The organism is Sphingomonas sp. GW821-FHT03E12 (assembly GCF_059420685.1).
In genome coordinates, this window is the sequence record NZ_JBWKUF010000003.1 from 536907 (window position 1) to 554033 (window position 17127).

The window sequence follows — 17127 nt, forward strand, 5'->3', positions numbered from 1 at the left end:
CGCTCAAACGCTCCACCATATTACTATCGTTATATGAGCGTTCTCGGCACCGCGCGTCAGATACGCCGTCGACTCGCCTGGTTGCACGGCCGTGTCTCCTGGACCGCGGCGCTCAACCTGATCCGGTCCGGAACGGCGCTTGCCTTGCAGCGAGAGCGGGCAGGATCGCTCCCGCCGATGGTGAAGATCGACATCTCCCCGGTCTGCGCGCTCGCCTGCCCCGCCTGTCTCCACGCCAATCCGGCCGGACGCAACCGGCCCCTGCTCGACCGTCAGTCGTTCCACGCGCGTCAGCGCATGACCCGCGAGCAATTCGCCGGCATCATCGCCGAGATTCGCGACCATGCAATGGCGGTTAGCCTCTATTATTACGGCGACCCGCTAACCCATCCGGACTTCGCCGGACTGGTCAGGATCGCAAGCGACGCCGGTCTGTCGACCCACGCCTCGACCCATTTCAGCTACCGACTGACGGACGAGAAGCTCGCGGCCATCGTGGAGTCGGGCCTGAGCCACCTCACCGTGACGGTCGATGGCGCGACCCAGGATGTCTATGCCGTCACCCGCGTTCGCGGGCGGCTCGAATGGGTGCTGGAGAACCTCCGCCGGATCGCCGAAACCAAGCGTGCGCTCCAGCGCGATACGCCGGTAATCGAGGTTCAGTATCTCCGTCACCCGCATCATCCGCCTGACGAGGGCAAGCGGGTGGAGGAACTCGCTCGCGCACTCGGCGCCGAAACCTATTCGTCCTATGACGGCATCTATTTCGACGTGGACGGCGATCTGTACAATGCGGTCGACACCGATTGCGACGTCGCAAACCCCGGCGCTCCGAAGGGAACGGCACTGATCCCGCATTGCCATTGGCCCTATAGCGGCGCCGTGATCAAATATGACGGCGACGTCATACCGTGCTGCAAATGGCAGGAGGCCCAGCAATATAGCGAAGGCGATCCCCGCGCCCTGGGCAATGTCTTCGAGACCCCGTTGCGCGAGATCTGGAACGGCGAATCCTACCGCCGCCTGCGACGCATCATGCGCAATCCGGCCGCCGCCGGCGACAAGGTTGCCGGCTGCTTCTGCGAGGGGTGCCCGAAACTGTTTGCCACGCCTTCGCGGCTGGGCGAATGGGAAGCGCAATGAAAGCCACGATCTATCATAATCCGCGTTGCTCCAAGTCGCGTGAGGCGCTGGCGCTGCTCAATGATGCCGGTGCCGAGGTCACGGTGGTCGAGTATTTGAAGACCCCGCCGTCGCGCGACGAGCTCGCCCGGCTCTATGCCAGGGCCGGCATCTCGCCCCGCGACGGGCTGCGCAAGGCCGAGGACGGCGCCAAGGCGCTGAAAGACGCAAGCGACGACGCCATCCTCGATGCGATGGCCGCCGACCCGATCCTGATCGAACGCCCGCTGGTCGAGACCGAAAAGGGCGTCCGCCTCGGCCGCCCTCCCGAGGCGATCCGCGAAATCCTTTAACCGGCGCCTTTCATCTCGTCGGTGACGTCGATCTTGGTTCCGTAGAGATAGCGCGCGACGCCGTTCTCGGTCACGACGTCGGCGGTGATCCGCATCCAGCGCATCGCGCCGTCCGCCCGGCGGATTTGTGCTTCGAAGGTAAAGCTCCCGCACGCCGCAATCGCCGCGCTGCGCAACCGGGCCAGCTCTTCCTGCGACTCGGGCAGATACATGGCGACGATCGCATCGCGCTCCAGCGGACTCCCGCGGGGCAATCCGAACAGGTCGTAGACCCCATCGCTCCAGGTCAGCGAATCATCGCGCAGGTCGCATTGCCAGGCGGCCTGAATCGGCATCACCTGCGCCTGCGGATCGCGTGTCCCGTGCATATGTTCGCGTTAGCATCAGAAGGCCTAAAGTCCAGTTAGCGGCTCACTCCCGTTCGGGCGGGAGACGCTCGAACACCCATTCATGCGATTCGCGCACCAGCGCCGGGACGGGGCGCCCCCTGCCGTCGCGTGAGGGGCGGAAGCGGAACCGCTCGCGGATCAGCCGACAGGTCAGCGCGTCGAGTCGCGGGATACCGCTCGATCCTACGACATCGCATTCGGGCACACGCCCGTCGGTCTGGACCAGGAACAACACCGTTACCCTGCCACCGATCCCCGCATCGGCCAGATCCTCGGGATAATCCGAGTCGCGGATACGCCCGCGCGTCTGGATCGGGGGCGTGGCGTCGGGATCGCCCGCGCCGTCGCCATCGCCGCTCCCGCCACCGCCAAAGCCATTCCCCTGACCGCCCGCACCCGTTCCCGGCCCGGCCACCTCTGCCGCGCCGCTCGTCGCCTCGGCCGCATCCGCCGGCTTCTCCGCCGCGATCACCAGCGGTGGGATCACGATCGGCACGACCGGCTTGGGCGCCGCCACCTCTGTGGCGCGGGATCGCAGGTTCGGTGGCGCAGCCTCTCCGGACGGCCGCGTATTGCGCTCGGGCATCCGCTCCACCTTCGCCTTGGGTTCGGGGTCGGGAAGGATGTCGAACAGCGCCACGTCCGGCTCATTCCCTGCCAGCCGTTGGTGCACCGCCAGCCCGAGCACCAGCACCGCGCCCAGCGCGCAGGTCACCGCCAGCGCCGCCATTGCGCCGCCCGCCCGTTCGCGCGGACTCGAGAGCGTCATCGCCGTCATGTCCGCCTAAACGCACAAATCGCATGAACCGGCGCTTTCCGTGGGGGTGACGAACGCGACGCGCCTCGCTATGCGCGCGGCCATGACTCAGATCACGCCCGAGATCGTCGCCGAACACGGCCTGTCCCCCGAGGAATATGAGCGCGTCCTGCACGCGATGGGCCGCGAGCCCAATCTCACTGAGCTGGGCATCTTCTCGGTCATGTGGTCCGAGCATTGCAGCTACAAGTCGAGCCGCATCCACCTGAAGAAGCTGCCGACCGAGGCGCCCTGGGTGATCTGCGGCCCCGGCGAGAATGCCGGCGTCATCGATATCGGCGACGGTCAGGCCGCCATCTTCAAGATGGAGAGCCACAACCACCCGTCCTACATCGAGCCCTATCAGGGTGCGGCGACCGGCGTCGGCGGCATCCTGCGTGACGTGTTCACCATGGGCGCACGCCCGGTCGCGAACATGAACGCGCTGCGCTTCGGCCGCCCCGATCACCCCAAGATGAAGCATCTCATCGCCGGCGTGGTCCATGGCATCGGCGGCTACGGCAATTGCGTCGGCGTCCCGACCGTCGGCGGCGAGGTCAATTTCCACAAGGCCTATGACGGCAACATCCTGGTCAACGCGATGACCGTGGGCGTCGCCCAGACAGACAAGATCTTCTATTCGGCCGCGTCGGGCGTCGGCAACCCGATCGTCTATGTCGGTTCGAAGACCGGCCGCGACGGCATTCACGGCGCGACCATGGCGAGCGCGGATTTCGGCGAGGATGCCGATGCCAAGCGCCCGACCGTCCAGGTCGGCGATCCCTTCACCGAAAAGCTGCTGATCGAGGCGTGCCTCGAGCTCATGGCCTCCGACGCGATCGTCGCGATCCAGGATATGGGCGCTGCCGGCCTCACCTCGTCCTCGGTCGAGATGGCGTCCAAGGGCGGCGTCGGCATCGAGCTGATCATGGACGACGTGCCGCAGCGCGAAACCGGCATGACGCCGTATGAGATGATGCTGTCGGAGAGCCAGGAGCGCATGCTCATGGTGCTCAAGCCGGGCCGCGAGGCGTTCGCCGAAGCGATCTTCCGCAAGTGGGAGCTCGACTTCGCCGTCATCGGCCACGTCACCGACACCGGCCGCATGGTGCTCAAGTGGAAGGGCGATACCGTCGCCGATATCCCGCTCGCGCCGCTGGCCGACGAAGCGCCGCTCTACGATCGTCCGCACGTGCCGACGCCCAAGCCCGCCGAAATCTCGGCCGAGCCGGAAAGCGCCGACATCGTCACCGATCTGGTCAAACTGATGGGCTCGCCCGACATCGCCTCGCGCCGCTGGATCTGGGAGCAGTATGACCACATGGTCGGCGCCGACACCGTCCAGCGCCCCGGCGGCGACGCCGCGGTGGTCCGCGTCCATGACACGCAAAAGGGGCTGGCGATCACCACCGATTGCACCCCGCGCTACTGCTTCGCCGACCCGGTCGAGGGTGGCAAGCAGGCGGTGGCCGAAGCGTGGCGCAACCTGACCAGCGTCGGCGCGACCCCGCTCGCGATCACCAACTGCCTCAACTTCGCCAATCCGCAGCGCCCGGAGATCATGGGCCAGATCGTCGGCTGCCTCGAGGGTATGGGCGACGCCTGCCGCGCGCTCGACTTCCCGATCGTGTCGGGCAACGTCTCGCTCTACAACGAGAGCAAGGCCACCGGCGGCGGCTCGGCGATCCTCCCCACCCCCGCGATCGGCGGTGTCGGCATCCTCGCCGACTGGTCCAAGTCGATGACCATCGGTTTCAAGGCGACCGGCGACGCGATCATCGCGGTCGGCGAGCGCGGCGGCCATCTCGGCCAGTCGATCTGGCTGCGCGAAATCCATGGCCGCGAGGAAGGACCGCCCCCGCCTGTCGATCTCAAGGCCGAGAAGCGCACCGGCGATTTCGTCCGCGCTATGATCGGCCGCGGTCTCGTCAATGCGGTCCATGACGTGTCGGACGGCGGCGTTGCCGTCACCCTCGCCGAAATGGCGCTGGCATCGGGCATCGGCGCGATGATCGATCAGGCGCAGCCGTTCGGCGTCGCCGGATCGTTCTTCGGCGAGGACCAGGGCCTCTACCTCGTCACCGTTCCCGACGAGGCGCTGACCGAATTCCTCACCGCAGCCGCCGAAGCCGACGTCCCCGCCGATCCGATGGGCCGCACGATCAAGGACCGGTTGATCTTCGAGCTGGACGAAGGCGACTGGTGCGTGTCGCTCGACACGCTTCGCACGGCACATGAAGGCTTCTTCCCGGCGCTGATGGGGCCGGACGCGGCAATGGCGTGAGCGTCTAGCTCCCCACCGAGCGCACGGATTCATCCACCGGCCAGGCCGCGGTCACGCGGTTCCGGCCGGCGCGCTTGGAATCATAGAGCGCGGCATCGGCACGTTCGATCAGCCGCGGTCCGGTATCGGTCTCGATTTCGGTCAGACGTGCAGCACCGATGCTCACCGTCACCCGTCCGTCCGGCGCCGGGGATGACAGCGCGAGTTCCTCCACCGCGGCGCGCATCGCCTCGGCGACCGCAAGCGCTTCGGACGGGCTGGCGCCGGGCAGGATCGCCGCAAATTCCTCGCCGCCATAGCGCGCGACCACATCCGTCGCGCGCGCTGCACAGCCCTGCAGCGCCTCCGCCACGTCGCGCAGCCGTTCGTCGCCGGCCTGATGGCCGAGCGTGTCGTTGAGCAGCTTGAAATGGTCGATATCGATCATCAGCAGCGCCAGCCCCTGCCCCGACCGGCGCGCCCGCACCAGTTCGCGCCGCAATGCCTCGTCGAACTGGCGACGGTTGGGGAGCCCGGTCAGCGCATCGACCTGGGAAAGCAAGGCCAGCCGGTCGCGCTCGCCCATGCCATGCAACTGGGCCAGCACCGCGCGCAGGCCGTACCCCAGCGTCGCGGCGACGAAGCCGGCGATTGCGAGCGCCGGTGTACGCGGGATCAATGCCGCCGAAAGCACCAGCAGGCTGAGCGGCAGGATCAACGGGCTGCCGGTATGCACCACGCGGACGAACATCCCGATTTCGGGCTGGGCGCGTGGCGGGGGCGGCTTGCGCAGCGCCAGAACCCCGAGCAGGATGAACGGAGCCCCGACGATCAGGCTGACCAGCGCGCCCAGAGTCTCGTCGATGAAATGATTATAATAGGCGGCGGCGGCGGCATAGACCCAGGCAAAGGCCGTCAGCGTGCCGAACAGCCGCCGTTCATGCTCGTTCGCGCTCGCACGGTAACGGACCAGTGCGAACAGGGCGATGAAGACATTCTGGATGTCGAACATCATCGACAGCGTCGCGGCTCCGGCTTCATCCTGCACGCCGGAGAGCCGGACGAAGCTGAAGATGAACGCACCGAACAGCCCGCCCAGCACGATCGCCAGCGAACCATCCACCAGACGCGCCCGCCACGGGTCGCCATCGGGACTTGCCAGCAGGAAGACCAGCGGCACGCCATAGAGCACGAACAACAGCATCGAAATCGCACCGGTCCCGCTCGCGCCGGCCGGTGTCAGCGCGCCCAGCAACTGCCCGCCCACGCCCAGGCTCCAGCACAGCATGCCGGCTGCGATCAGCAGCCATCCGCGCCGCTCCCGCCCGCTGCTGTTCTGCGCCCGCCAGCCACAGGCCAGCGCCGCGATCAACGCCGCCAGCGTCTCGCAGATCAGCGTGCCGGCAAAGATGGGATTCGCCGTGCCGAGCGCCACCGCGGCGTGCGCGGGAATGAAGATCAGCGGCAGGGCGATGGCCAGCCGCGCCGCAACCGCATCTGCGCGCGCGGCGGCGATCGTGCCGTGCTCGGCTGCCGTCTCTGGCGCGCTCGCACTCATCCAGCCCATTCTATGCCCACGTAGTTAACACTTGCATAGCGGGAGCCCGGCTTAGGGTTTTCCTACCGAGCCGATCTGTGCCACCTTCATCGCAGGCCCGGCTTCATGAGCATTATAGCGGCCTCGCGCGTTAGGGGTGTGACCTTTGTGACTTTCTGAACGGACTGAGGGAGGAACGACAGCAAGTGACCGCCGGCTACTCCACCACTCCGCTCGCCGAGAAGCTCGGTTTCAAGCCCGGGATGCGTGCCTTCATCGCCGACATGCCGGCCAGCGTCCGCGCCGAGATCGCGCTCGACTCGCTCGGACTCGAACTGCTCGCAGCGCCTGGAGCCGGCATCGACGCGGCGCATGTCTTCGTCACCGAACGCACGCGGCTCGATTGCGAACTGTCCGCGCTGCGCCAGCTCATCGCGCCCAGCGGCTTCGTCTGGGTCTCCTGGCCCAAGAAGGCGGCGGGGGTTGATACCGACGTCACCGAAGACGTGATCCGCGAACTCGCGCTGCCGCTCGGGCTTGTCGATGTGAAGGTCTGTGCGGTGGACCCTATCTGGTCGGGGCTGAAACTGATGATCCGCAAGGAACTGCGCTGAACATGGGCGCAAGGGGGGAATGATGTCGAACTGGAGTACCACAAAGCGCATTTCCGTCGCCGCGCTCGTCGCAGGCACGCTCGATATTCTTGCGGCGGTCGGCATGACGCTCGCCTATGGGCGGCCGATCGATGCGATGCTGCGCTATGTCGCTTCCGGCCCGTTCCCTGGCGCAAAGCAATGGGGCGCTTCGGGTGCTGCGCTCGGCCTGGCAGTGCATTTCGCGCTGATGGCCATCATGGCGGCGGTCTTCGTACTCGCCGCGAACCGGCTCCCGCGGCTCAAGGCCCAGCCCGTCTATTGGGGCGTCGCCTATGGCCTCGTCACCTATGTCGCGATGAACCTGATCGTCGTGCCGCTCCGCTTCGGCACCACCCCCAGCGCCGTCGGCATCGCCAGCCAGCTGCTGTTCCACATCCTGCTTGTCGGTATCCCCATCGCGCTGATCGCTCGGCGCTAGCGTCCCGCCACAGCGCCGGGTAGCAAGCGCCGAGAACAGGGGGAATTGATGGCAGCCACGACACGCGACCGTATCCTGACGCTCGATACCGTGCGCGGGGTGGCCGTGATGGGCATCCTGCTCCTCAACATCATCGCCTTCTCGATGCCCCCGTCCGCCTATATGAACCCCCGCGCCTTTGGCGGGTCCGAAGATCTCGACCTCGCTGTCTGGCTCGGCAACTTCATCCTGTTCGACGGCAAGATGCGCGGGCTCTTCTCCTTCCTATTCGGCGCCTCGACCCTGCTGGTGATCGAAGGCGCGACCGCAAAGGGAGAGAGCGCGGCGCGCGTCCATTACGCCCGGATGGTCTGGCTGCTGGTCTTCGGCCTGCTGCACTGCTGGCTGATCTGGTGGGGCGACATCCTCAACCACTATGCGCTCATCGGCATGCTGGCCTTCTTCTTCCGCAACACGGCGGTGAAGCGCCTGATCGGCTTCGGCATAATCTTTGTGGTCCTGCAGTTTCTCGTCGCGCTGCTGATGCTCATGACCCTCGAATCCGGCAGGGCCGGCCTCGCCAGTCCGGACGCGCAGACCGCGCGCGACGCGCGGGAGATGCTCACGGGCTTCAAGCACACGTTCGGCATTCCAGGCGAAGCGGTGCTGGCGAAGGATGTCGCGGCCCATGGCGGGAGCTGGCTGGAAATCGCGCGTGAACGGTTCAAGACCGCTGCCATGGCGCCGCTCGGCTCGCTGTTCATCTTCGGCTTCGAGACGCTGGCCTATATGCTGTTCGGCATGGCTGCATTCCGGTCCGGCTTGCTTACCGGTTCATGGGAACGCCGCCGTTATCTGCGCTGGGTTCTGATCGGATTCGGCGTCGGCATCCCGGCCTATGCCGCACTTGCCGCGCTCATCATCGATTCGGATTTCTCGATGAGTTCGGTCATGCTCGGGGTCATCGTCCTCACCATTCCCGTCCGCCCGCTCATGGTCCTGGCCTGGGCCAGCCTGATCATCCTGCTGATGCGTCCCGGCGGCGGGCTCACCATGCGGATCGCGGCGGCGGGTCGAATGGCCTTCACCAATTATCTCGCCACCAGCCTGATCTGCACCACGGTCTTCTACGGCTACGGGCTGGGCTGGTATGGCGAACTTTCGCGCGCCCAGGTCTATCTCGTCGTCTTCGCGGTCTGGGCGGGCATGCTGCTCTGGTCGAAACCCTGGCTCGAGCGATTCGCCTATGGCCCGCTCGAATGGCTCTGGCGCAGCCTCGCGCGGGGCAGCTTCCAACCGATGGCCGGCGGCGCGCTTGCACGACCAGTTGCGAACGCAACGCAATAACCATTGCGAATCACTCTCAGTCGCCCTAACTATTGCGAACTGCGAGAGGGTTTCGATGGTCGTCTGCGTCTGTAATGCAATCCGCGAGAAGGATGTCCGCGCTGCGGCGCGTGACGGTGCGATGAGCGCGTGCCAGGCTTATCGCGCGCTCGGGCGGCAGGCGAAGTGCGGTCAGTGCGTGCCGTTTGCGCGAGCCATTATCGACGCAGAGCGTGCAGCTGCGTAGCGTTCGCAGCTTAGAAAAACCGCAGAAATCCGCCATTTTTCAGCTGTATGAAGCGCCGTTTCGGCGCTATAACCGTGCCCGATTTTCAGAAGAACGGAAGGCACGACAGCCATGAAGGGCGACCCCAAGGTCATCGACTATCTCAACGAGGTGCTCAAGAACGAGCTCACCGCGATCAACCAGTATTGGCTGCACTACCGCATGCTCAACCACTGGGGCGTCAAGAAGCTCGCCGAGTTCGAGCGGCACGAGTCGATCGACGAGATGAAGCACGCCGACATGGTGTCGGAGCGCATCCTGTTCCTCGACGGCCTCCCCAACTTCCAGCTGCTCGGCCGGCTGCGCATCGGCGAGACGGTCGAGGAAATCCTCAAGGCCGATCTCGACCTGGAGTATGAAGCGGTCGCCGTGCTCAAGGATGCGATCGAGCATAGCGAGAAGGTCCGCGACTATGTCAGCCGCGACCTGTTCCGCCAGATCCTCGACAGCGAGGAAGAGCATGTCGATACGCTGGAAACCCAGTTCGAGATGATCGAACGCATGGGTATCCAGAACTATATCCAGCTCAACTCGAAGCCCGAAGAGGCCGAATAACTTCTGAAGGAACGAAAGGCGGGACGGCGATGATGCCGTCCCGTCAGTCAGGGGACTCTACAATCCGGGACGGCGGCCAAAGGCCGAAACCGGGCGCCGCTCGACCAGCGGGTTCGCCTCGCGCTCCAGCAGCGCCAGCGTCGCTTCGAACAGCGGACGCAGTTCAACCACATGCGGCAGCGCCTCGCTCGGCTCGTACCGGTTCTCGATACAGTGCCGCGCGATCGTCTCGATCGCAGCCGCACATTCGGCGAGCGGTTCGGCACCGAACTGATGCGATTCGCCCTTCAGCGTATGCGCAGGCAACACCAGCGCCGCGGCATTGTTCGCGCGCATCGCCTCCTCGATCCGCGCGACCGACTTGACGCCATCCTCATGAAAATAGCCGAGGATACGCACGAAATTGGCGCCCAGCTCGGTGCGTGCCTGCGAGAACGCGGCCCAGTCCACCAGTCTGTTCGGATCGTCCGCCGCCAATTCACCCTCCCGCGATATGCGGTCCCATCTGTATGATGAATAAGGGCAAATCGGTAAACGACCGGTTGACGCGATACGATTCAGCCGATGCGAAACGCAGGATCGCCATCGATTTCGAGCGCCTCGACGCCGGTACCGCGTGCCGCCGCCAGCGCACGGATCTCGCGCTCGGCGGCCGGGTCGTCGGCCAGGATCTCGACCGGCAACAGCCCGCTGCGCAGCGCCCGCGCCAGCCGTAGCGCCGGCCACGGACAGCGCAGCCCGCGCGCGTCGATCCGCGCCGGTTCAATCACGGTCGTACGGATTCTTCGACGGTCGCATCGTCAGCCGCACTGGCACCGCGCCGAAATCGAACTCCTTGCGCATGCTGTTCACCAGATAGCGCTCATAGCTCTGGGGCAGCAGGTCGACGCGCGTCCCGAACAGGATGAAGCTCGGCGGCCGGGTCTTGGCCTGGGTGACATAGCGCGGCTTGATCCGCTTGCCGCCGGGCGCAGGCGGCGGGTTCGCCTCGATCGCGCGCTCGAACCAGCGGTTGAGCTGGCCGGTGGTGATGCGCCGCGACCATGCCTCACGTGTCTCGAACGCGACCTTGATCAGCGTGTCGAGCCCCTTCCCCGTCGCGGCGGAGACGGTGAGCAGCGGCACGCCCTTCACCTGTGCCAGCCCTTCGTCCAGCGCGCCCTTGACGCCGTTGAACAGGCTGGAAGCGTTCTCCGCCACATCCCATTTGTTGAGCGCGATCACCAGCGCGCGGCCTTCCTGAAGCACCTTGTCGGCGATCTTGAGGTCCTGGACCTCCAGCCCTCGCGTCGCATCGAGCAACAGCACGACGACTTCGGCAAAGTCGATCGCGCGCAGCGCGTCGGCGACCGACAGCGACTCCAGCTTCTCCTGCACCTTGGCGCGCTTGCGCATCCCCGCAGTATCGATCAGGCGGACCGGGCGTAGATTGCCCTCGAAATCCTCCCATTCCCATTCGATCGCGATCGAATCGCGGGTGATTCCCGCCTCCGGGCCGGTGATCAGGCGATCCTGCCCGATCAGCCGGTTGATGAGCGTCGACTTGCCCGCATTGGGGCGGCCGACCACCGCCAGCTTGAGCGGTCCCTCCGGCGCGTCGGGATCCTCCGCCTCTTCCTCTTCCTCACGATCGATGAAGGGCAGCAGCGCCTCGAACAGATCGGCAATGCCTTCGCCATGCTCGGCGGAGAATGGTACCGGGTCGCCCAGACCCAGCGCCATCGCTTCATGGATACCCGGCTCCGCGGCGCGCCCTTCCGCCTTGTTGGCGAGCAGCACGATGGGCGTGCCCGAGCTGCGCAGCCAGCGTGCCACCTCCTCGTCCAGCGGGGTCACGCCGGCGCGTGCGTCGATCATGAACAACGCCACGTCCGCCTCGCGCACCGCGGCTTCGGTCTGCACGCGCATGCGGCCGGGCAAGCTTGCGGCGTCCTCGTCCTCGAAACCGGCGGTATCGATGATGCGGAAGGGTATGCCGAGCAGCTCGGCATCGCCCTCACGCCGGTCGCGGGTCACGCCCGGCTGGTCATCGACCAGCGCCAGGCGCTTCCCGACAAGACGGTTGAACAGCGTGGATTTGCCGACATTGGGCCGGCCGATGATTGCTACGGTGGGACGGGACATCTTGGCCTCCTATCCCAACGCGGCGCTCAGCGATAGGCGGTGATCTCACCCTTGTCGCTGAGGAGGTAAAGCACACCTCCGGCGACCACGGGGCTGAGGCTCACCGCGTCCTTGCCCTCGATCGTCGCACCGACAGCGCCGTCGGTCGGCGATACCGACACCAGCTCGCCCCGCGAATTGGCAAGCCACAGCTTGTTCCCCGCCAGAACCGGACCGACCCAGGTGATCGCGTTCTTCTTCTTTTCCTCGTTACGGAAACCGCGAAGCTGCGAGATCCAGCGGACCTTGCCGGTGCCGCGCGCGACGCAGACGAGCCGCGCGTCGTCGGTGACGACAAACAGCCACTCGCCCGCGATCCACGGGGTCGAGATGCCGGCGATATTCTGCTCCCACAGGCGCTGGCCGGTCGCGAGCTCGACCGCTGCCATGCGTCCGCCCTGCCCGACCGCGTAGACGCGGCCCTGGTCGATCACCGGCTCTGCGTCGATATCGGCAAGGCTCGAAACCGAGGTCGACATGGTCGAGCGCGAGAGCGTGTCGCTCCACAATGTGCGGCCATTCTCGTAGCGATAGGCGTTGAGCTCGCCCGAGGAGAAGCCGGCCACGACCGTGCCCTGCGCCACTGCAGGCGCAGCGACTCCGAACACGCCCTGCGATTCGAGCGTACCCGACTGGGTCCAGATCGTGTTGCCGTCCGCAGCCGAGAGCGCGAAGAGCTGGTTATCCTGCGAAACGACGTAGAGATTGCCTTCCCAGACGCTCGGCGCGCCGCGCAGTGGGCCGCCGGGCTTCTTGCGCCACACTTCGCTGCCCGCAGCGGCGTCGATCGCCACCACGTCGCCCAGGCCGTTGGTCGCATAGAGGCGCGCACCATCGACGCTCACGCCGCCGCCAAAGGCCGCGCGGCGGTTTTCTTCGCCCTTGACGGTCGAGAGCTGCCAGCGCCGGGCGCCGGTTGCAGCGTCGAATGCGTGCACCGCGCCTTCGGTATCCATCACGAACAGCGTGCCATTCGCAACCACCGGCGCAGCGGCAAGCCGCGTACGGCCGCTGGTGCCCGGAATCCGTGCGGTCCAGATGCGGGCCGGCGTCTCGCTCAATGCCAGATGGCCCAGCGCCTTCGCCGCACTGCCGCCCGGCTGGCCCCATGCCTCGTTCGATGCCGCCGCGGGCACCACAACCTGCACCTCGGCGATCGTGGGATCGGCGACGATGCTCGTCTCCGAAGCCAGAATCGGCACGCGCTGACCCAGGACCGGGGTCTTCTTGTCGCCACCCTTGAAGATGCCGCAGGCGCTCAACGCAACCAGCGCCGCCATTGCGACGGGAACCCGTACCGACTTCATCATTTCGCTTTCTTGTCCTCTCCGGCGTCCACAACGGCATCTACGCCGAGAACGCCCGCCATCTGGAGCGCGCGCGTGCGGATTGCCCGCGGAACGCCATCCGTCTTCGAGATTTCGCCATAGAGCTTGCCCGCTTCGGCGCGCTTGCCCAGGCGAAGCTGCGCGATCGCGACCATCTCGCCCGCGCTGCCGAACCAGGGGCTGTCCTTGACCGCGAGGCTGCCGAGCCGCGCGACGACCTGATCGGGCTTCAGCGAATCATATTCGGCAGCGGTCTGCCGGATCAGCGCCAGATCGCGGAACTCCTGCGGCACGCCGCTGTCCGCCGCGATCGCCGCCAGAGCGGCTGCGCCGCCCTTCAGGTCGTTCTTGGCGAGCAGCGCATCGGCCTGCGCGAACCGCGCAGCCGAGCTGAACCCGGTCGAGCTCGATCCGGCGAGTTCCTTGAGCGGGCCTTCCGCTTCCTGGCCCTTGTTCTCGCTCAGCGCCTTGACCGCGGCCTTGAGCTTCTCGCCCTCTTCGCCGCGGCGTCCGTCGCTATGGCTCTGCCAATAGAGCCAGCCGGCGAACGCGATCAGCCCAACCACCACCGCAGCGATGATCCAGCGGCCGTAATTCTGCCAGACGTGCAACGCCTGATCCTTGCGCAGTTCTTCATCGACCTCGCGCAGAAAGGCTTCGTTGCTTTGCGGGCTCAGCGCCAAGGGTCACTCCATCGGGGTAAGGGATTTCGGGCGCGGACCTTAGCCGCGGTCTCCGGGAAACGAAAGCGGATCAGTCCTTGGGCTTATAGACTTGTTCGTCGCCGGGGAAGCTCCGGTCGCGCACGGCGGTGGCATAGGTTTCAACCGCGGCGGAAATGCGGCCAGCCAGATCGTCGAACTTCTTCACGAAGCGCGGGGTGCGCTCGAACATGCCCAGCATGTCCTCGGTCACCAGCACCTGCCCGTCGCACTGGTTCGAAGCGCCGATGCCGATGATCGGACAGGCCACCGCCGCGACGATCTCGTTCGCCAGCGTCTCGACCACGCCTTCGGCGACGATTGAGAAGGCTCCCGCTTCGGCGATCGCCTTCGCGTCGCCGATGATCTTGGCATATTCGGCGTTGCCGCGTCCGCGCGCGCCATAGCCGCCCAGTGCGTTCACCGCCTGCGGGGTCAGGCCGATATGCCCCATCACCGGGATACCCCGAGCGGTGAGGAACGCGACCGTCTCGGCCATCGCCTCCCCGCCCTCGAGCTTCACCGCGGCCGCGCCGGTCTCGGCCAGGATGCGCGACGCCGACGCGAACGCCTGTTCCGGGCTCGCCTCGTAGCTGCCGAAGGGCATGTCGATCACGACCACCGCATGATAGCTGCCCCGCACCACGGCGGCGCCATGCGCGCACATCATCTCCAGCGTCACCGCCAGCGTCGAGGGCAGGCCGTAGATCACCTGCCCCAGGCTGTCGCCGACCAGCAGCACGTCGCAGTGCGGATCGAGCAGCTGGGCCATCCGCGCCGTGTAGGCGGTGAGCATCACCACCGGCTCCTTGCCCTTGCGTCCCTGGATCGCCGGCACGGTCAGCCGTTTCATCGGGGCCGGAGTCGGGTGCGCGCGGCTGGTGGAGGTGTCGAGCGTGAAGGTCGTGGACATGGCGCGGCGATAGCCGATCGTTCCGGGCCGTGCCAGCGAAACGGCACGTGCAATGTTCGATATCATTGACTCAATGTTCGATATTTTTTACATCGAGTCGCGTTGATCGAACATTGAGGAGCAATCATGTCGTATCGGGAAAAAGTGCAATGGGCGTCGCTCGCGACGGGGCTACTCGTCTGGGGCATCTATTTCGCGCACTTCGCCGTGTCGCTTGCTGCGGGGCAACCCAAGCCGGGCGACGCCCTGGGCGGATTCATCGGCGCGGTGATCGTGCTCGTCATCCTCCAGATCGCAGCCATCATCGCCATCGCCGTCCATCGCCCGTCGGAAGCCGAGCTTCCCGCCGACCCGCGCGAACGCGAGATCGAAGGACGCGCCGCTGTCGCCGGCTATATCGTGCTGTGCGTAGCCGTCGTCACGGTCATGCTCGCGACGCCGCTACTGACCGTTGCCGGCCCCGCGGCACTGGGACAGCCGGGCGGTGCGGCCGCTGCGATGCTTGTCGGCAACGCCCTGCTGGCTGCGCTGGTGTTCGCCTCGATCGTCCATTCGGTCTGGCAGCTCGTCCTCTATCGTCGTCAGGCGTGAGCGGGTCATGGCCATGCCCCCCATCACCAATCAGATCCGCACGCTCCGCTTCCTTGCGGGCGAGATGACGCAGGCCGAGCTGGGCGAGCGCGTCGGCGTCACACGCCAGACGATCGCCGCAATCGAGCAGGGCAAATACTCGCCCACGCTCGAAACCGCGTTCCGCATCGCCCAGATATTCAAAAAGCCATTGGAGGAAGTGTTCCAGTGGCAGGGGAAGTGAACGTCAGCGGCCGCTGACTGGCCGGAGCCGCGTTCCCCTATGCGCGGTTCCGGCCTTGCCGGCGATTCAGCCGAGCCAGCCGCGCTTCTTCGCGAAGCCGGCGAACCAGAGCTGGAACAGCGCCATCGCGAAGATGAAGGCGGGGAAGAAGGTCGTCGATACGCCCTTCACCGCCAGCATGTCGGTCGCCAGGAAGATATAGCCGAACTGGATGACGACCGCGATCAGCGACAGCCAGTAGAGCGTCACCGCCCATTTCGATCGCAGCAACAGCGCGATCGATCCCAGCACGCCGGCCCCAACCGCTATCGCGAAGTCGATCGCGAACCAGCCGGGCAAGGCGGCGAAATAGGCGCGATCCCAATCCGTCGCCTGCGGATTCGCAGCCGGGCCCAATGTGATGTGCATGTAGAAGGCCCAGCATCCTGCCAGGCCCCAAAGAAGCAGGATGATGCCGACGATGTAGAACCAGACAGGCGGCTTCCGAGCAAATTGCGTTGCCATCGGAACTTCTCCCCCAAGGGTCGTTCGATGGTAACAGATTACCCTAAATGACGAAGTTTCCAATCATTTCGTCAGAGCAGCGCCGCGGCCCATTCCTCGGCCTTGAACCCGACCAGCACGCCGCCGCGATACTCGACCACAGGCCGCTTGATGACCGACGGGTTCGCCGCCATCAGCCGCAGCGCCTTGGCCTCGTCGATATCGGCCTTGTCCGCCTCGTCGAACTTGCGGAAGGTCGTCCCGGCGCGGTTGAGGAGCTTCTCCCAGCCGGTCGTCTGCGCCCATTTCGCCAGCCGGGCGGGGTCCGCGCCTTCCTTCTTATAGTCGTGGAAAGCGTAGGCGATCCCGTTGGCGTCGAGCCAAACCCGCGCCTTCTTCACCGTGTCGCAATTGGGGATGCCGTAGAAGGAGATTGTCATCGGAAGTTGCACACCTGTCCTGACCAGATCGCGGTTACCTTGGCAGCTGGCCCGGGCCCGCTCAACAGCCCCGACAGCTCGCCTGCGGTAAATTCCTCGCCGAGCGAGCTTTCGCTGATCTCAGCGTCATAGACGCCGGTCAGATCCTTGCGGGTCGATCCGATGCCGATCCCCGACGCCGTGGTCAGCTTCGTCGTCGCATCGTCGGTGAACCAGCCGACGAACTTGCCTTCCTGAAACCAGACCAGCAGCCCGCCCGGCATCCGCGCAAAGTCCATCGCGCCCTCGCCGCATTCGCGATTCAATCCGCGCTCGGCTGCCTTGCCCAGAGCGAGCTCAACTGCGCTCTCCACCTCGGCCCGTCCGGCGCCGAACGCCAGTTCGCGCGAACGCCCGCTAACGGGATCGACCAGGCTCAACGCGCCGGACGACAGGTTCAGGAGCGGTTTGTCCTCGACCAGGAGCCTTTCGGTCGCGTTGTTCGCCGGGGAGGCCTCGACCTGCTCCGCCACAGCGTTCGACGGCTCGAACGTGACGTTGGCAGGCTCGCTGCCACAGGCGGCCAGCAACAGGCATGTCGAGACCAGAAACGCGTTCCGCACCGT

22 protein-coding genes are annotated in these 17127 nt (G+C 66.0%); 10 read left to right on the top strand and 12 right to left on the bottom strand.

The genetic code is table 11. From position 1 onward, the window contains the following. The first annotated feature begins 33 nt into the window (after nt 1-33). Nucleotides 34-1143 (top strand): radical SAM/SPASM domain-containing protein, encoded by a 1110-nt coding sequence (locus AC07TU_RS12290; RefSeq protein ID WP_495188185.1) that lies wholly within the window; start codon nt 34-36, stop codon nt 1141-1143. Continuing rightward, complete coding sequence (gene arsC, locus AC07TU_RS12295; RefSeq protein ID WP_495188186.1) at nt 1140-1475, top strand: arsenate reductase (glutaredoxin); 336 nt, start codon at nt 1140-1142, stop codon at nt 1473-1475. The genes AC07TU_RS12290 and arsC overlap by 4 nt, the downstream gene beginning before the upstream one ends. Here the strand turns inward: arsC and AC07TU_RS12300 are convergent. Both AC07TU_RS12300 and AC07TU_RS12305 read right to left on the bottom strand, forming a co-directional pair. After that, nucleotides 1472-1843, bottom strand: a complete 372-nt coding sequence (locus tag AC07TU_RS12300) for a PAS domain-containing protein (RefSeq protein WP_495188187.1) — start codon at nt 1841-1843, stop codon at nt 1472-1474. The two genes, arsC and AC07TU_RS12300, sit on opposite strands and share 4 nt — an antisense overlap. Before the next feature lie 43 nt (nt 1844-1886). Beyond that, nucleotides 1887-2633: an energy transducer TonB gene (locus tag AC07TU_RS12305; RefSeq protein WP_495188188.1), complete on the bottom strand. Its 747-nt coding sequence runs from the start codon at nt 2631-2633 to the stop codon at nt 1887-1889. 91 nt (nt 2634-2724) lie between these two features. Here AC07TU_RS12305 and purL point away from each other — a divergent pair, with 91 nt between their 5' ends. Next, nucleotides 2725-4944 (top strand): phosphoribosylformylglycinamidine synthase subunit PurL, encoded by a 2220-nt coding sequence (purL, locus tag AC07TU_RS12310; RefSeq protein WP_495188189.1) that lies wholly within the window; start codon nt 2725-2727, stop codon nt 4942-4944. A 4-nt stretch (nt 4945-4948) separates the two neighbouring features. On the opposite strand, the gene AC07TU_RS12315 is transcribed toward purL, so the two are convergent. Continuing rightward, nucleotides 4949-6481, bottom strand: a complete 1533-nt coding sequence (locus tag AC07TU_RS12315; RefSeq protein WP_495188190.1) for a GGDEF domain-containing protein — start codon at nt 6479-6481, stop codon at nt 4949-4951. A 185-nt stretch (nt 6482-6666) separates the two neighbouring features. Between AC07TU_RS12315 and AC07TU_RS12320 the strand changes: the two genes are divergently transcribed. From AC07TU_RS12320 to bfr, 5 genes are all read left to right on the top strand, one after another. Further along, a complete protein-coding gene (locus tag AC07TU_RS12320) occupies nt 6667-7074 on the top strand; it encodes a hypothetical protein (protein WP_495188191.1) in 408 nt (135 codons plus the stop codon). Nucleotides 7075-7096: 22 nt separating this feature from the next. Next, a complete protein-coding gene (locus AC07TU_RS12325) occupies nt 7097-7534 on the top strand; it encodes a hypothetical protein (RefSeq protein ID WP_495188192.1) in 438 nt (145 codons plus the stop codon). Between the two features lie 48 nt (nt 7535-7582). Next, the gene (locus tag AC07TU_RS12330) at nt 7583-8860 is read left to right on the top strand and encodes a DUF418 domain-containing protein (protein WP_495188193.1); all 1278 of its coding nucleotides are present in this window, start codon (nt 7583-7585) and stop codon (nt 8858-8860) included. Nucleotides 8861-8915: 55 nt separating this feature from the next. Further along, nucleotides 8916-9086 carry a (2Fe-2S)-binding protein gene (locus AC07TU_RS12335; protein ID WP_254292333.1) on the top strand — a complete coding sequence of 57 codons (171 nt, stop codon included), beginning with the start codon at nt 8916-8918 and terminating at the stop codon, nt 9084-9086. A gap of 111 nt (nt 9087-9197) precedes the next feature. Beyond that, complete coding sequence (bfr, locus tag AC07TU_RS12340) at nt 9198-9680, top strand: bacterioferritin (protein ID WP_495188194.1); 483 nt, start codon at nt 9198-9200, stop codon at nt 9678-9680. A gap of 57 nt (nt 9681-9737) precedes the next feature. Here the strand turns inward: bfr and AC07TU_RS12345 are convergent, their stop codons facing one another. The 6 genes from AC07TU_RS12345 to panB all read right to left on the bottom strand — a co-directional run bounded on the left by AC07TU_RS12345 (nt 9738) and on the right by panB (nt 14785). Further along, nucleotides 9738-10133, bottom strand: coding sequence for an Hpt domain-containing protein (locus AC07TU_RS12345; RefSeq protein ID WP_495188392.1), 396 nt, complete (start codon nt 10131-10133; stop codon nt 9738-9740). 104 nt (nt 10134-10237) lie between these two features. Beyond that, nucleotides 10238-10447, bottom strand: coding sequence for a sulfurtransferase TusA family protein (locus AC07TU_RS12350; protein WP_495188393.1), 210 nt, complete (start codon nt 10445-10447; stop codon nt 10238-10240). Then, on the bottom strand, nt 10443-11804 hold the full coding sequence (der, locus tag AC07TU_RS12355; protein WP_495188195.1) for a ribosome biogenesis GTPase Der: 1362 nt from the start codon (nt 11802-11804) through the stop codon (nt 10443-10445). Before der ends, AC07TU_RS12350 begins: the two co-directional genes overlap by 5 nt. 26 nt (nt 11805-11830) lie before the next feature. Further along, nucleotides 11831-13153, bottom strand: coding sequence for an outer membrane protein assembly factor BamB family protein (locus AC07TU_RS12360; RefSeq protein ID WP_495188196.1), 1323 nt, complete (start codon nt 13151-13153; stop codon nt 11831-11833). Next, complete coding sequence (locus AC07TU_RS12365; RefSeq protein ID WP_495188197.1) at nt 13150-13854, bottom strand: tetratricopeptide repeat protein; 705 nt, start codon at nt 13852-13854, stop codon at nt 13150-13152. The genes AC07TU_RS12360 and AC07TU_RS12365 overlap by 4 nt, the downstream gene beginning before the upstream one ends. A gap of 70 nt (nt 13855-13924) precedes the next feature. After that, nucleotides 13925-14785 carry a 3-methyl-2-oxobutanoate hydroxymethyltransferase gene (gene panB, locus AC07TU_RS12370; protein ID WP_495188394.1) on the bottom strand — a complete coding sequence of 287 codons (861 nt, stop codon included), beginning with the start codon at nt 14783-14785 and terminating at the stop codon, nt 13925-13927. A 126-nt stretch (nt 14786-14911) separates the two neighbouring features. Here panB and AC07TU_RS12375 point away from each other — a divergent pair, with 126 nt between their 5' ends. Together AC07TU_RS12375 and AC07TU_RS12380 are read left to right on the top strand one after the other, a co-directional pair. After that, on the top strand, nt 14912-15376 hold the full coding sequence (locus AC07TU_RS12375) for a hypothetical protein (RefSeq protein WP_495188198.1): 465 nt from the start codon (nt 14912-14914) through the stop codon (nt 15374-15376). A 7-nt stretch (nt 15377-15383) separates the two neighbouring features. Beyond that, nucleotides 15384-15599 carry a helix-turn-helix transcriptional regulator gene (locus tag AC07TU_RS12380; protein ID WP_495188199.1) on the top strand — a complete coding sequence of 72 codons (216 nt, stop codon included), beginning with the start codon at nt 15384-15386 and terminating at the stop codon, nt 15597-15599. Between the two features lie 66 nt (nt 15600-15665). Here the strand turns inward: AC07TU_RS12380 and AC07TU_RS12385 are convergent, their stop codons facing one another. The 3 genes from AC07TU_RS12385 to AC07TU_RS12395 form a co-directional block, all read right to left on the bottom strand. Further along, nucleotides 15666-16103, bottom strand: coding sequence for a hypothetical protein (locus tag AC07TU_RS12385; protein WP_495188200.1), 438 nt, complete (start codon nt 16101-16103; stop codon nt 15666-15668). A 71-nt stretch (nt 16104-16174) separates the two neighbouring features. Beyond that, nucleotides 16175-16522, bottom strand: coding sequence for an arsenate reductase (locus tag AC07TU_RS12390; protein WP_495188201.1), 348 nt, complete (start codon nt 16520-16522; stop codon nt 16175-16177). Continuing rightward, a complete protein-coding gene (locus tag AC07TU_RS12395; protein WP_495188202.1) occupies nt 16519-17124 on the bottom strand; it encodes a hypothetical protein in 606 nt (201 codons plus the stop codon). The genes AC07TU_RS12390 and AC07TU_RS12395 overlap by 4 nt, the downstream gene beginning before the upstream one ends. Nucleotides 17125-17127 lie beyond the last annotated feature (3 nt).